Origin of the sequence: Streptomyces sp. HNM0574 (assembly GCF_012726235.1) — a bacterium.
GTDB lineage: Bacteria > Actinomycetota > Actinomycetes > Streptomycetales > Streptomycetaceae > Streptomyces.
This window is the reverse complement of record NZ_JAASAH010000003.1, coordinates 1-13,636: the sequence shown is the minus strand read 5'-3', so window position 1 is coordinate 13,636 and position 13,636 is coordinate 1. Positions and strand designations below refer to the sequence as shown.

The 13,636-nt window shown below is 70.2% G+C and carries 9 protein-coding genes; 6 read left to right on the top strand and 3 right to left on the bottom strand.

The annotated features are described in order from the left end of the window. The first annotated feature begins 22 nt into the window (after window positions 1–22). The 4 genes from HCC30_RS06880 to serA all read left to right on the top strand — a co-directional run bounded on the left by HCC30_RS06880 (window position 23) and on the right by serA (window position 5,555). The gene (locus HCC30_RS06880; protein WP_169441448.1) at window positions 23–1,894 is read left to right on the top strand and encodes an acetolactate synthase large subunit; all 1,872 of its coding nucleotides are present in this window, start codon (window positions 23–25) and stop codon (window positions 1,892–1,894) included. Between the two features lie 21 nt (window positions 1,895–1,915). Continuing rightward, window positions 1,916–2,440: an acetolactate synthase small subunit gene (gene ilvN / locus HCC30_RS06875; RefSeq protein ID WP_169441447.1), complete on the top strand. Its 525-nt coding sequence runs from the start codon at window positions 1,916–1,918 to the stop codon at window positions 2,438–2,440. 148 nt (window positions 2,441–2,588) lie between these two features. Next, window positions 2,589–3,587 carry a ketol-acid reductoisomerase gene (gene ilvC / locus HCC30_RS06870; protein WP_169441446.1) on the top strand — a complete coding sequence of 333 codons (999 nt, stop codon included), beginning with the start codon at window positions 2,589–2,591 and terminating at the stop codon, window positions 3,585–3,587. A 378-nt stretch (window positions 3,588–3,965) separates the two neighbouring features. Beyond that, on the top strand, window positions 3,966–5,555 hold the full coding sequence (gene serA / locus HCC30_RS06865; RefSeq protein WP_169441445.1) for a phosphoglycerate dehydrogenase: 1,590 nt from the start codon (window positions 3,966–3,968) through the stop codon (window positions 5,553–5,555). Window positions 5,556–5,789: 234 nt separating this feature from the next. On the opposite strand, the gene HCC30_RS06860 is transcribed toward serA, so the two are convergent. The 3 genes from HCC30_RS06860 to HCC30_RS06850 are packed head-to-tail and all read right to left on the bottom strand — an operon-like array spanning window position 5,790 to window position 11,260. After that, window positions 5,790–6,191 (bottom strand): Imm50 family immunity protein, encoded by a 402-nt coding sequence (locus HCC30_RS06860; protein WP_169441444.1) that lies wholly within the window; start codon window positions 6,189–6,191, stop codon window positions 5,790–5,792. After that, window positions 6,181–6,675 (bottom strand): Imm50 family immunity protein, encoded by a 495-nt coding sequence (locus HCC30_RS06855; RefSeq protein WP_169441443.1) that lies wholly within the window; start codon window positions 6,673–6,675, stop codon window positions 6,181–6,183. Before HCC30_RS06855 ends, HCC30_RS06860 begins: the two co-directional genes overlap by 11 nt. After that, entirely contained in the window at window positions 6,665–11,260 is a 4,596-nt protein-coding gene (locus tag HCC30_RS06850; RefSeq protein ID WP_169441442.1) for a DUF6531 domain-containing protein, read from the bottom strand. Before HCC30_RS06850 ends, HCC30_RS06855 begins: the two co-directional genes overlap by 11 nt. 210 nt (window positions 11,261–11,470) lie before the next feature. On the opposite strand from HCC30_RS06850, the gene HCC30_RS06845 reads away from it, so the two are divergent. Both HCC30_RS06845 and HCC30_RS06840 read left to right on the top strand, forming a co-directional pair. Further along, complete coding sequence (locus HCC30_RS06845; protein WP_169441441.1) at window positions 11,471–12,433, top strand: phosphotransferase; 963 nt, start codon at window positions 11,471–11,473, stop codon at window positions 12,431–12,433. A gap of 145 nt (window positions 12,434–12,578) precedes the next feature. Continuing rightward, complete coding sequence (locus HCC30_RS06840) at window positions 12,579–13,439, top strand: AraC family transcriptional regulator (RefSeq protein WP_169441835.1); 861 nt, start codon at window positions 12,579–12,581, stop codon at window positions 13,437–13,439. The last annotated feature ends 197 nt before the right edge of the window (window positions 13,440–13,636 follow it).

The window sequence follows — 13,636 nt, the reverse complement described above, 5'->3', positions numbered from 1 at the left end:
CTCTTTCGAGAAGAGACAGCCGATGACCGAGCAGGCCACCGGGGCCCCGAAACCGCAGCCGAGGGCCCGTACCGGCGGAGCGCAGAACGCCGCCGCAGAACAGATGACGGGCGCCCAGTCCCTCATCCGGTCCCTTGAGGAGGTCGGCGCCGACACCGTATTCGGCATTCCCGGCGGCGCGATCCTTCCCGCCTACGACCCGATGATGGACTCGACGAAGGTCCGGCACGTGCTGGTGCGGCACGAGCAGGGCGCGGGGCACGCGGCCACCGGGTACGCGCAGGCCACCGGCAAGGTCGGCGTCTGCATGGCCACCTCGGGCCCCGGCGCCACCAACCTGGTCACCCCGCTCGCCGACGCGAACATGGACTCCGTCCCCATGGTCGCCATCACCGGCCAGGTCGCCGGCGGCTCGATCGGCACCGACGCCTTCCAGGAAGCCGACATCTGCGGCATCTCGATGCCGGTGACGAAGCACAACTTCCTGGTGCGGAACGCGGAGGACATCCCCCGGGTCATCGCCGAGGCGTTCCACATCGCCTCCACCGGCCGCCCCGGCCCCGTCCTCGTCGACATCGCCAAGGACGCGCTCCAGGCGAAGACGGTCTTCAACTGGCCGCCGACGGCCGAACTTCCCGGATACCGCCCGGTCACCAAGCCACACGCCAAGCAGATCAAGGAAGCCGCGAAGCTGCTGGCCGAGTCCAGGCGCCCGGTGCTGTACGTCGGCGGCGGTGTGCTCAAGGCGGGCGCGACGGCCGAGCTGAAGGTGCTCGCCGAGCTGACCGGCGCTCCGGTCACCACCACGCTGATGGGCCTCGGCGCCTTCCCCGACAGCCACCCGCAGCACCTGGGCATGCCCGGCATGCACGGCACCGTCGCGGCCGTCACCTCGTTGCAGAAGGCGGACCTGATCGTCGCGCTCGGCGCCAGGTTCGACGACCGCGTCACCGGCAAGCTGGACTCCTTCGCGCCGCTGGCGAAGATCGTCCACGCCGACATCGACCCGGCCGAGATCGGCAAGAACCGCGCGGCCGACGTCCCGATCGTCGGCGACGCCCGCGAGGTCCTCGCCGACCTCGTGGTCGCCGCGCAGGCGGAGTACGCCGCACACGAGGAGGCCGCCGCCGGGGCGGGCACCGCCAGGTACGCGGACTGGTGGAAGCAGCTGGACCGCTGGCGCGAGTCCTACCCGCTGGGCTACGACCTGCCCGAGGACGGCTCGCTCTCGCCGCAGCAGGTCATCCAGCGCGTCGGCGAACTCGCCCCCGAGGGCACGGTGTTCGCCGCCGGCGTCGGCCAGCACCAGATGTGGGCGGCGCACTTCATCAACTACGAGAAGCCCGCCACCTGGCTCAACTCCGGCGGCCTGGGCACCATGGGCTACGCCGTCCCGGCCGCGCTCGGCGCCAAGGTCGGCGAGCCGGGGAAGACGGTCTGGGCGATCGACGGCGACGGCTGCTTCCAGATGACGAACCAGGAGCTGGTCACCGCCGCGCTGAACGGCGTGCCGATCAAGGTCGCGATCATCAACAACGGCGCCCTGGGCATGGTCCGCCAGTGGCAGACCCTCTTCTACAACCAGCGCTACAGCAACACCAAGCTGCACGACGGCCCGGACGAGGCGAGCGAGCCCTGCAAGGGCACCCGCGTCCCGGACTTCGTGAAGCTGGCCGAGGCGATGGGCTGCGTCGGCATCCGCTGCGAGGACCCCGACCAGCTCGACGCCGTCATCGAGAAGGCCAACGCGATCAACGACCGTCCCGTCGTCGTGGACTTCATCGTCCACGAGGACGCCATGGTCTGGCCGATGGTCGCGGCGGGCACCTCCAACGACGAGGTCATGGCGGCCCGCGGCGTCCGCCCCGACTTCGGCGACAACGAAGACGACTGAGGACCGGAGAGGTACCGACAGATGTCCAAGCACACGCTCTCCGTCCTGGTGGAGAACACCCCCGGCATCCTCGCCCGGATCGCCTCCCTCTTCTCGCGGCGCGGGTTCAACATCGACTCCCTCGCGGTCGGTGTCACCGAGCACCCCGAGATCTCGCGCATCACGATCGTGGTGAACGTCGAGGACCTTCCGCTGGAGCAGGTGACCAAGCAGCTCAACAAGCTGGTCAACGTGCTCAAGATCGTCGAGCTGGAGCCGGACCACGCGGTCCAGCGCGAGCTCGTCCTGGTGAAGGTCCGTGCCGACAACGACACCCGGTCCCAGATCGTCGAAATCGTCCAGCTCTTCCGCGCCAAGACCGTGGATGTCTCGCCGGAGGCCGTGACCATCGAGGCCACCGGCGGCAGCGACAAGCTCGACGCCATGCTCAAGATGCTGGAGCCGTACGGCATCAAGGAGCTGGTCCAGTCCGGGACCATCGCCATAGGGCGCGGCTCCCGCTCCATCACCGACCGGAGCCTGCGCGCGCTGGACCGGAGCGCCTGACGCCCCCGGCGCCGTGGCCCACCCCTCGTCACGGCGCCCGGGGCTGTCCGGATCGCGAACTCCCGGTATCCGCGCCGCCCGGCCCGCATAGGTTGGGCGGCAGCACCAGCACCCAGCACCATCCCGCACAAGCAAGGAGAAACCCGAAGTGGCCGAGCTGTTCTACGACGACGACGCCGACCTGTCCATCATCCAGGGCCGCAAGGTCGCGGTCCTCGGCTTCGGCAGCCAGGGCCACGCCCACGCGCTGTCGCTGCGCGACTCGGGCGTCGACGTCCGGGTGGGCCTGCACGAGGGCTCCAAGTCCCGTGCCAAGGCCGAGGAGCAGGGCCTGAAGGTCACCACCCCGGCCGAGGCCTCCGCCGAGGCCGACGTGATCATGATCCTGGTCCCGGACCCGATCCAGGCCAAGGTCTACGAGGAGTCCGTCGCCCCCAACCTGAAGGACGGCGACGCCCTCTTCTTCGGGCACGGATTCAACATCCGCTTCGACTTCATCCAGCCCCCGGCCAACGTCGACGTCTGCATGGTCGCCCCCAAGGGCCCGGGCCACCTCGTCCGCCGCCAGTACGAGGAGGGCCGCGGCGTTCCCTGCATCGCGGCCGTCGAGCAGGACGCCACCGGCAACGCCTTCGCGCTCGCCCTCTCCTACGCCAAGGGCATCGGCGGCACCCGCGCCGGCGTCATCAAGACGACCTTCACCGAGGAGACCGAGACCGACCTCTTCGGTGAGCAGGCCGTGCTCTGCGGCGGCACCTCGGCGCTGGTCAAGGCCGGTTTCGAGACCCTCGTCGAGGCGGGCTACCAGCCGGAGATCGCGTACTTCGAGTGCCTCCACGAGCTGAAGCTGATCGTGGACCTCATGTACGAGGGCGGCCTGGAGAAGATGCGCTGGTCCATCTCCGAGACCGCCGAGTGGGGCGACTACGTCTCCGGCCCGCGCGTGATCAACGAGGGCACCAAGGCCGAGATGAAGAAGATCCTCGGCGAGATCCAGGACGGCTCCTTCGCCAAGAACTGGATGGCCGAGTACAACGCCGGTCTGCCCAAGTACAACGAGTACAAGAAGTCCGACGAGGACCACCTGCTGGAGACCACGGGCAAGAAGCTCCGCAAGCTCATGAGCTGGGTCGACGACCAGGCCTGAGCCGCCTCCCGGCCGCCCGCCGGAACCGCCGGCCCGGGGCGTGCAGCGCGACGCGCTGACCGCCCCGGGCCGAACCTCGTTGCCGGGGTGCGTACTTGACAGCACACCGCCCCGGAGCCCCCGGAGACGGGCCGTGCACGGCGGCATCCGCCACGCGTACACCCGCCCCCGCATGGGGATGATCGATTGCCGGAGGGGCCGTACCGCCGGTCGCATCCGTGGATACACTGCACAGCACAAGCGCTTCGCACAGGCTCACAGCGTCGTGTGTCTGCCCTGCGCCCGCGGGGATGACCCCCCTCCACCGCCTACGGCCGTCGGGACTCGGCCGCTGTGCCCCGCAGACGCCGGGGCTGATCCGCCAGGACTGGAGACCACGTGAGCAAGCCCGTAGTACTCATCGCCGAAGAACTCTCGCCCGCCACAGTCGACGCGCTGGGCCCGGACTTCGAGATCCGGCAGTGCAACGGCGCCGACCGCGCCGAGCTGCTGCCCGCGATCGCCGATGTGGACGCCGTTCTTGTGCGCTCCGCCACCAAGATCGACGCTGAGGCCGTCGCCGCTGCCGGGAAGCTCAAGGTGGTGGCCCGCGCCGGTGTCGGTCTCGACAACGTCGACGTCCCCGCGGCCACCAAGGCCGGCGTCATGGTCGTCAACGCGCCGACCTCCAACATCGTCACCGCCGCCGAGCTCGCCTGCGGTCTGATCGTCGCCACCGCGCGGAACATCCCGCAGGCCAACACCGCGCTGAAGAACGGCGAGTGGAAGCGCAGCAAGTACACCGGCGTCGAGCTCAGCGAGAAGACCCTCGGCGTGGTCGGCCTCGGCCGGATCGGCGTGCTCGTCGCGCAGCGGATGTCCGCCTTCGGCATGAAGGTCGTCGCGTACGACCCGTTCGTGCAGCCGGCCCGCGCGGCCCAGATGGGCGTCAAGCTGCTCTCCCTCGACGAGCTGCTGGAGGTCTCGGACTTCATCACCGTCCACCTCCCCAAGACCCCCGAGACGCTCGGCCTGATCGGCGACGACGCGCTGCACAAGGTCAAGCCCGACGTCCGGATCATCAACGCGGCCCGCGGCGGCATCGTCGACGAGACGGCGCTCGCCTCCGCGCTCAAGGAGGGCCGGGTCGCCGGCGCCGGCCTCGACGTCTACGCGTCCGAGCCCTGCACCGACTCCCCGCTCTTCGAGTTCGACCAGGTCGTCGCCACCCCGCACCTCGGCGCCTCCACCGGTGAGGCGCAGGAGAAGGCGGGCATCGCCGTCGCCAAGTCCGTGCGGCTGGCGCTCGCGGGCGAGCTCGTGCCGGACGCGGTGAACGTCCAGGGCGGCGTCATCGCCGAGGACGTCCGCCCGGCGCTGCCGCTGGCCGAGCGCCTCGGCCGGATCTTCACCGCGCTCGCGGGCGAGGTCGCCGTCCGGCTGGACGTCGAGGTGTACGGCGAGATCACCCAGCACGACGTGAAGGTGCTCGAACTCTCCGCGCTCAAGGGCGTGTTCGAGGACGTCGTCGCCGAGACGGTCAGCTACGTCAACGCCCCGCTGTTCGCGCAGGAGCGCGGCGTCGAGGTCCGCCTCACCACCTCCAGCGAGTCCACCGAGCACCGTAACGTGGTGATCGTCCGCGGCACCCTGAGCAGCGGCGAGGAGATCTCCGTCTCCGGCACCCTGGCGGGCCCGAAGCACCAGCAGAAGGTCGTCGCCGTCGGCGAGCACGACATCGACCTGGCCCTCGCCGACCACATGGCCTTCCTCCGCTACGCCGACCGCCCCGGCGTCGTCGGCACCGTCGGCCGCATCCTCGGCGAGGCGGGCGTCAACATCGCGGGCATGCAGGTCTCCCGCGCCACCGCGGGCGGCGAGGCCCTCGTCGCCCTCACCGTCGACGACACCATCCCCGCCCCCGTCCTCAACGAGATCAAGGGCGAAATCGGCGCCACCTCGGCCCGCTCGGTGAACCTGGAGGACTGAGCCTTCGAGGGAGCTCTTCCCGACATCTGAAACGCGGGGTCGGGCGAGCCCGACGAGGCGTCATCATTGACAGTGAGGGCCGTCTCCCGGAAGGGGGGGGCGGCCCTCACTGTTCTGTCGGTGCAGCGGCTACCGGGGCTCTGGGCAGAGGCCGATGGGAGGCCCGTCCAGAACGCCGGTGCCCGTACAAGACAGAGGCGCCGGAACTCGGCCTGTGGAGGGAACATTTCGCGTTCAGGTGGCGGTCTCCGAGACCAGGGTGGTCCGCACATCCGCGATGCGCACGGACTTGGCGGTGAGGCGCAGCGAAGCGCTTTCGTTTTCCGCCACTACGCTCACTCCGCCCGTGGCCGAGGCCAGTTCGAGCGTGGGCGTCGGGAACCCCCAGCCGTTCAACTCGACTCCCGTGAGCTCCTCGCATACGAGGTAGAAGGTGAGGCGGTTGAACGGCTTGGTTTCCCACTCCGGCAGGGGGCGGTCCGGCAGGTCGCCGGTGCTGAGGCCGAGCGTGGCGGAAGTGCCGCGCTCGTCGAAGTGCAGGTAGTGGAGCGTGCAGCGGTCCAGCGCGGGGACGGTGGAGTACACGTCGGTCAGAGCGCCGAGGTCGGCCAGGAGCTCGGTCCAGTCAGCGGGCATGGAAGGTCTCCGTGGTCGTCGCGGGCTCGCCGGTGCCGTGCAGCTTGGCGTCCAACCTGTTCAGGTAGTGGTGCTCGGGGCTTGTGGTCCCGGAGCGGAATCCGCTGATGTGCCGGATGAGGAACTGCGGATGTGCCTGGAACGTCAGGGCGATGCCCGCCCCCGTGACACGGACTTCGGTGGTGCGGTCGGTGAGCCGTGAAGCCTTGAGGTGTGCCTCCGTCGGAGGTTCCCAGCGGGACAGCGCGAGATTTTCCACGGCCTGGAACTGGAAGTGGCACTGCACGGTGTCGCACTCGGCGGTTTGCCACTGCTCCGGTGGCGCTTCCGGCCCCTCGGGCAGGTCGACCCGCAGGGTCAGTGTCGGCCCGTACGGGTTCACGTTGACCGACCGGATGCGCAGCCGGCCGTACTCCGGGAACCGGCCGTACAGGTCGGTCAGTTGCTGCGGATTGGCCGGCCGGAGCGCGGAATCAGCGGTCATAGTAGTAGTGCTCCTCGCAACCCGGGATCTGACCGTTCCGGGTGTCCTCGAACGGCCGGACGTGGACATGAGGCGGCTGGTAGCCGTCCTCACCCGGCTTCTGGTGACCGAACCAATGGTCCTGGAAGACCACCATGTCATTGCCGTTGGGGTGCTCGTAGGTCTCTTCCGTGTAGAAGATCGGTGAGCCGTCGTCGTTGAGAAGCTGCTTGGCCCCGGCGTACTCCGGACCGCGGGCCGAAACCCACTCGTCGACGTCGATGGGCTCGGCGCCCTCGGGAATTCCGGCATCGCGAAGGGCGTCCGCCTTGGCCTCTTCGTAGGTCCTGCCGGCCTTGGGGATCTCGTCCTCGCAGCTCTCCAGGCCGAGGGGGTCGAGCCAGCTCCACGGGTTGATCACCCATGCAGCCGGGTTCGGGGCGGGGGACAGGCCCAGGGGGTCCGGGCTGTTGTACCTGGCTGCGTCGGGGTCGTAGTGGCGGTAGAGGTTGTGGTGCAGGCCGGTCTCGGGGTCGGCGTACTGGCCCGGATGCCGCAGGGGTGTGTACGCGGTGGCGTCGCGGTTCCAGCCGGTGGTGCCCCAGACGGTGGCGCGGGCCTGCCAGGAGATCTCCCCGGTCTCGCTGAACAGCTCGGTCGGGGTGCCTGCCAGGTCGGTGGCGATGGCGAAGAAGCGTGAGTCGACTTCCTCCTCGGTGAGGTGCTTGCGCTCGTACTGGGCGAGCGGGATGTGGCCGTCGTGCTCCCAGGTAGTGGTGACGCCCGTCGCCGTCGCGTGCTCCTCCGCCAGGCGGGTGCCGTCCCAGGTGAAGTACACGGCCTCCACCGGGGTTTCGCCGTCGCCACCGAGGCGCTGCTTGGTGGTACGGCGTCCCAGGGCGTCGTACGTGTAGACCCAGCGTGTGCCGTCAGGGGTGGTGCAGGCGACGAGGCGGTCCAGGGCGTCCCACTCGTAGTGCCAGGTGTCGGGCTTACGGGACAGGCGCTTCCGCCGGCGCAGCACGGTGCGGCCTGCCGCGTCGTACTCGTAGTGGACGTCTCCGGCGACGAACAGCCGGGTGCCGCTGTACTCGCGGTCACCGAGCGCTTCGGACCGGCCTGCTTCGGCCGGCCATGCGGCCCAGGTCTGATTGCCGATCGGGTCGTACGTGTAGGACTCGGCCCAGTCCTGGGCGGAGACGCCGAGGGGCCGGCCCAGCGGGTCCAGTTCGAACTCCCGGCTCACGCCGGTCAGATCGTCGGTGACGGAGGCGAGGTGTCCGTCGGCGCGGTAGTCGTACGTGCGGGAGGTGAGGGTGCTGCCCGGCACCGCCGCCGTACGGGCGACCAGGCGGCCGGCCACGTCCCAGCTGGAGGTGATGGCCACCGGGCTGTCCTCGTGGCCGAAGCTGCGGGCGGTCTCCCGGCCGACGGCGTCGTGCTCGAAGAGCAGGGCATACCCGTCCAGGTCCAGTTGCCGGGTGCGGCCGACGGCGTCGTACCCGTAGCGGGTGGTGGCCCCGGTCGGTGTGGTGCGCAGGACCCGGCGGCCCTGTTCGTCGTAGCGGTAGTGGACGGTGCGGCCGTCGACGGTCTCGCTCAGTACCCGTCCGCGCGGGTCGCGCTCCACCGTCACCGCCCCGGAGGCGTCGGTTGCCTGGAGGAGGCGTCCGCCGCGGTCGTACCGGTACGTGGTGACGGAACCGGCGGCGTCGCGTCGCAGTATCCGTCCGAACGGGTCGCGCTCGTAGGTGATCCGCTCGCCGGTGGGAGTGGTCCGGGACGTGCGGCGTCCGCACACGTCCTGTGTGTAGGTCTGTGTGCGTCCGTCGAAGTCGGTCTCGGCGACCAGGCGGCCCGTGGGGCTGTAGGCGTATTGCCAGGTCAGTCCCGTCGGGCCGGTGACCTTGGTCAGCCGCAGTTCGGTGTCGTGGTCGAAGGCGTACGTGGCCCCGTCCGGGGTGGTGCGGGAGACCAGCTTGTCGAAGTGGGTGTAGCCGAACGCCGTGACGCCGCCGATGGCGTTGACGTGCTCGACGAGATTGCCTTCCCCGTCCCAGCGCCAGATCTCCTGTGCGCCGTCCGGCAGTGTGCGTGCGGTGAGTTTGCCCTCGATGCTGTGTTCCAGCCGTGTGACCGCACCCAGGGCGTCGGTCATGCGGCTTGGCCGGCCGAGGGCGTCCCGTTCCAGATCGGCGGTGTGGCCGTGCGGGTCGGTGTAGAAGACCGGCAGACCGGCCGCGTTGTTCCGGTACCGGGACACCATCCCCGCTGCTCCGGTGATCGCGGTCACGGCCCCGGTGCTGTCGTACGCGAAGCGGGTGACGGCACTGTCCGGCGCGACCCGTTCGGTCAGGTTTCCCAGACCGTCGAAAGTCTGCCGCCAGACGGAGCCGTCCGCTGCGGTGATCTCGGCCGGCAGGTTCAGATCGTTGTACGTCACCGATGCGACCGTGCCGTCCGGGGCGTGCACCTCGGTCACGTTGTGCGCGGAGTCGTAGACGTAACGCGTCTCGTGGCCTGCCGGATCGGTCCTGCTCAGCACGTTCCCGTGCTCGTCCCACACCCGCTGTGTGGTGTTGCCGAGCGCGTCTGTCTCGGCAACCGGCTGGTGCCGCGCGTTGAACAGGTACACCGTGGCGGCACCTTGGGAGTCGGTGTACCTGGTGGTGCGCCGGACCCGGTCGTAGACGAAGCGGGAGGACAGGTAACCGTCGGGCCCGATCGTGCGGACGACACGGTGCTGATCGTCGTACTCGTACCGGAAGGTCGACCCGTTCCGGTCGGTCCAGGAGGCCATGCGGCCCAGGCCGTCGTAGTCGAACTCCAGCGCTCCGCCGGAGGAGTTGATCACGTGGGTGACGTTGTCTCCTCCCTCGAACCTGTACGACTTCAGCTCCAGCGAACCGTCCGGCGCGTCGAGCGTGAGCCGGGTGCACCGGCCGTTCTCGGCGTGGACACGGACGACGTAACCCCCGGTGTGGTTCAGCGTCGTCGGAGTGCCGTCCGCCCGGCGGGATATGGCGATCTCGTTGCCGTTCCGGTCGGTGATGTGACGGAGCCAGAACCAGCCCGACTTCGACGGACTGTCGGCGAATGACCGGACCCGGCCCGTCCGCGGATCGGTGATCTCGTAGGTGGATTCGCCCAGGGCTCCGGTTCCGGTGTGAGCCAGGGGGAGGGGCTTCCCCGTCACGGGATGGACGGGGATCTTGCTTCCCGGGGCCGGGAGTTCGGCGTAACGCAGCAGGGAGCCGTCCTCGCGGGCCCAGATCACGCCGTCCTCCGTGACCTCGAGCCGCTCGTCCAGGGTGGAGGCCCAGGACGGGCCGAAGAACTGCCCGTACCGGTACGAGGACAGGTGCGCACGCACGAGCCGCAACGGGAGCACCCCGGGCAGGTCGACATCCACCTGCTTGTGCAGCAGCTCGCCGCTGGCGACGTCGACGGGGTCGTTCTCGCAGAACCGGTCATCGGTGCCGCGACCGGTCAGATGCGGGTCGTCCGTCGCGCCGTTGGTGGAGCCGGGGCGTACGTCCGAGGGGCGACCGCCGTCGTTGCCCCCTGGTCCGCCGGGTCCGTCGCCTCCGTCCTTGCCCTTGCCGATCTTCGTCAGGTCGTCGACGACGCCCTGCTCGTTGTCGCGGTGGCGCTTGGCCTGCAGCTTCATCGCGTTGGGCGCCGTCTCGCCGAGGTGCTTGCCGACGCGCTTGACGACCTTCTCGGCTGCGCCGAGGGCACCTTCGGCGACCTCGTCGACCACCTGGGTGAGGACCTCACCCTTGCCCTTGGCGCGACCGTGCGCCGATTTCGCGCGGTCGATGGCCCTGAGGCCGTTGGTCTGCATGTCCGTGCCGGTACGGGACAGTTTGTCGGCGCCCTGGTCGTGTTCGTCGGGGTCGATCTTCACCTTCCCGCCACCACCACCGCCCCCGGCACTGTTGAGCTGCATGCCCCCGCCGCCGTGGCCTCCGCCGTCACCGGAGCCGGACGGCAGCGCCGGGGCGCCGGCGCCGGTGCCCGGCGGGAGGGCGAGGGCGTCGTCGGCGATGTCGAGCAGGGTGTCTTCGACGATCTTGTTGAACTTCTCGGTGACCGGCTCGGTCAGTTGGGCGACGACCTCTTCGACGATGCGTTCCGCGGCCTCGTCGATGATGCGCTTGATCAACTGCCGCATCGCCGCCGTCTCCGCCGCGCCGATGAGCGCGGACAGGCCGCCGGTGACGACGGACAGGCCGACGGCGATGCCGATGGAGGCGGCCATGACGCCGAGCTCGACCTCGGCCTTCCGCTTCATCCCGGCGATGATGTCCGCCGTGAGATCCAGCCCGCCGGCGAAGTTCTTCGCGATCCCCGGGACTTCGTCGAGGTGACCGGACTTCACCTTTCCCCAGTGGGACTCGAGCGAGTCCTTCGCCCACCCTTCGGAGGCCGACAGCACACGGCCGATCGCCCGGTGGGCATCCGCGCCCTTGCCCTCGAAATCGTCCGCGAACTCCCTGAGGGAGTCGGCCATTTCGCGGTAGTCGTCCTCGTCGACATTGGGGAAGTTGATCCCGATGAACTCCAGGATCTCGTCGACCCACCCCGGCAGTGTGTAACCCATCCCCCGGCCCCCAAGCCCCGTGTGAACACGCCTCGGTCAGACGTGCACCGGTCAGTATCGCTCCGTAGGCGGTACCTCGGAACTGCTGGTCAGCCGCTTGTCGCAGTCCTGTGACAAGCGTGGCCGGTACGGAGCCGTGGTGCCGGTCGGACCTCGCAAAGCCGCGGAAAACCGCTCGATGTGTCGCCGTCGGGATGATGGGGTGGCACGGTGACCGATCATGACGAGGCCGCGGTTGTCCGGCCGTTGACGCTGGACTGGGTGAGACGGCAGCTCGGGTACGGCGAACGCGTCGTCGGGGCCGAGGTGTTGCGCGGCGGCATCACGGCCGAGGTGCGGAGGCTGGGCATCCGCACGCCGGACGGGGGGACCCGTCATCTGGTGCTGCGCAGCTTCGTCGAGCCGTTCTTCGTGGAGCGGGCCGAGGAGTGGATGGCCGACGAGGCCGAGGTGCTGTCCCTGCTCGCGGGGACGGACGTGCCGGCTCCCGCACTCGTCGCGGTCGATCCGGACGCCAGGTGTTGCGAGTATCCGTCGCTTCTGATGACACATCTGGCGGGCCGGACGGTCCTGGAGGACGAAGGGGTGGAGGCACGGGTCCCGCTGCTGGCCCGTCAACTCGTGGCGATCCACGCGGTGCGGCCCGCCCAACGGCCCCGGCAGTACGAGACGTTGACGACCGCCGACACGGTCGTGGTGCCGAGGGGCGCCGACGCGGCGGCATGGGCAGCGGCGGTCGACGTGATCCGCAGGCCCGCTCCGCCGGGTGAAGGGCGTTTCCTGCACCGGGACTTCCAGCCGGGCAACGTGCTCTTCGACGTGCCGCAGCACGGCCCGGCAGGCCCTCGGATCACCGGCGTCGTCGACTGGGCGGCGACGTCCTGGGGCCCGGCGGATCTCGATGTGGCGCACTGTTCGACCATCCTCGCGCTGCTGCACGGCCCGGAGTGGGGCCTGCGGTTCGCCGAGGCGTACCGGGAGGCCGGCGGGGCGCTGACCACTGCCGCCGGTGAGCGGCTGTACTGGCTGGTGCGGGACGGGCTGGCGTTCTCGGAGGAAGTGCAGGCGGTGGCGCGGGCATGGCGGGAAGCCGGGAGGCCCGATCTGACGACGCGAGCCGTGGAGCAGCGGCTGGACGCCTATGTCACCGCCCTGATGGACGCGTTGGGCTGAACCGGAGCGGACCGTCCCGCCACCGCACGCGATACGGCCGACAGGCTGAGCCCCCCACCCGACCGCACCCGGCACAGGATGTCGGGTGCGGGACCGCTGGGTGTTCCTAGCGTGGGGGTCGGTAAAGGGAAGGACGGTGGCTGGGGTGCTGGAGTGGCTGAATCTGGCCATGGAGTACATCGAGGAGCATCTTGGTGAGCCGCTGGACGCGGCCGAGGCGGCGCGGATCGCGGTGACGTCGGAGTACCACTTCCGGCGGATGTTCTCGGCGCTGGCGGGCATCCCGCTCTCCGAGTACGTCCGGCGCCGGCGGCTGACGCTGGCCGGGGCCGAAGTGCTCGCCGGGGAGCGGACGTTGCTCGATGTCGCGGTGCGGTACGGCTACGGCTCGGGCGAGGCGTTCGCGCGTGCGTTCCGCGCGCTGCACGGGATCGGTCCCGGTGCGGCGCGGCGGACGGGTGCGGCGCTGTACTCCCAGCCGCGGATGTCCTTCCGGCTGATCGTCGAAGGGAGCAGCAGCATGCGGTACCGGATCGTGGAGCGGGACGGGTTCCGGATGGTGGGCAGGGGGACGCGGGTCCCGCTGGTCTACGAGGGGATGAACCCGGCCATCGTGGAGTTCGTGCGGAGCATCGGGAGGGAGACGCTGGGGCGCTGGGAGGAGTGCGCGGCCGGGGAGCCCGGCGGCGTCGTGGCGGCCGTCAGCAACCACGCGGCGGACGACACGGAGGGCACCGAGATCGACTACTTCCACGGGGTGGTGAGCGGGACGGAGGTGCCGGGTGCCTCGGAGCGGCTGGACGTGGGGCCGGGGACGTGGGCGGTGTTCGAGTCCTCGGGCGCGTTCCCGCAGGCCGTCCAGTACCTCTGGCGGGACGTGTACACCCAGTGGTTCCCGTCGAACCCGTACCGCAGCCGCCCCGGCCCGTCCCTCTCCCGCACCACGGTGTCGGACGACGGCACCCACGCGGAGGCGGAGCTGTGGATTCCGGTGGAGCGGGAGTGAGGCCCGGGCGGGGGCTTGCCACGGCTGTACGGGGCGGCCCGGCGACGCCGGTTGCGCACCCCGCGCGGGCCCGCGATCGGGGGCGCGGGGAACGGCGCGACAAGCCACGACGGCGCCGCACCGGAAGCAGCGGGGCGCGCCCGTGGAAGGGGGCGCGGGGAACGGCGCGAACGGCCACGGCGTACGGGGTGGCCCGG

What these genes read in the sequence shown, in the direction of transcription:
- HCC30_RS06860 (WP_169441444.1), bottom strand. Translation starts at nt 6,191, where the DNA reads ATGCCCGCTGACTGGACCGAGCTCCTGGCCGACCTCGGCGCTCTGACC.
- HCC30_RS06880 (WP_169441448.1), top strand. Translation starts at nt 23, where the DNA reads ATGACCGAGCAGGCCACCGGGGCCCCGAAACCGCAGCCGAGGGCCCGT.
- HCC30_RS06850 (WP_169441442.1), bottom strand. Translation starts at nt 11,260, where the DNA reads ATGGGTTACACACTGCCGGGGTGGGTCGACGAGATCCTGGAGTTCATC.
- HCC30_RS06855 (WP_169441443.1), bottom strand. Translation starts at nt 6,675, where the DNA reads ATGACCGCTGATTCCGCGCTCCGGCCGGCCAATCCGCAGCAACTGACC.
- ilvN (WP_169441447.1), top strand. Translation starts at nt 1,916, where the DNA reads ATGTCCAAGCACACGCTCTCCGTCCTGGTGGAGAACACCCCCGGCATC.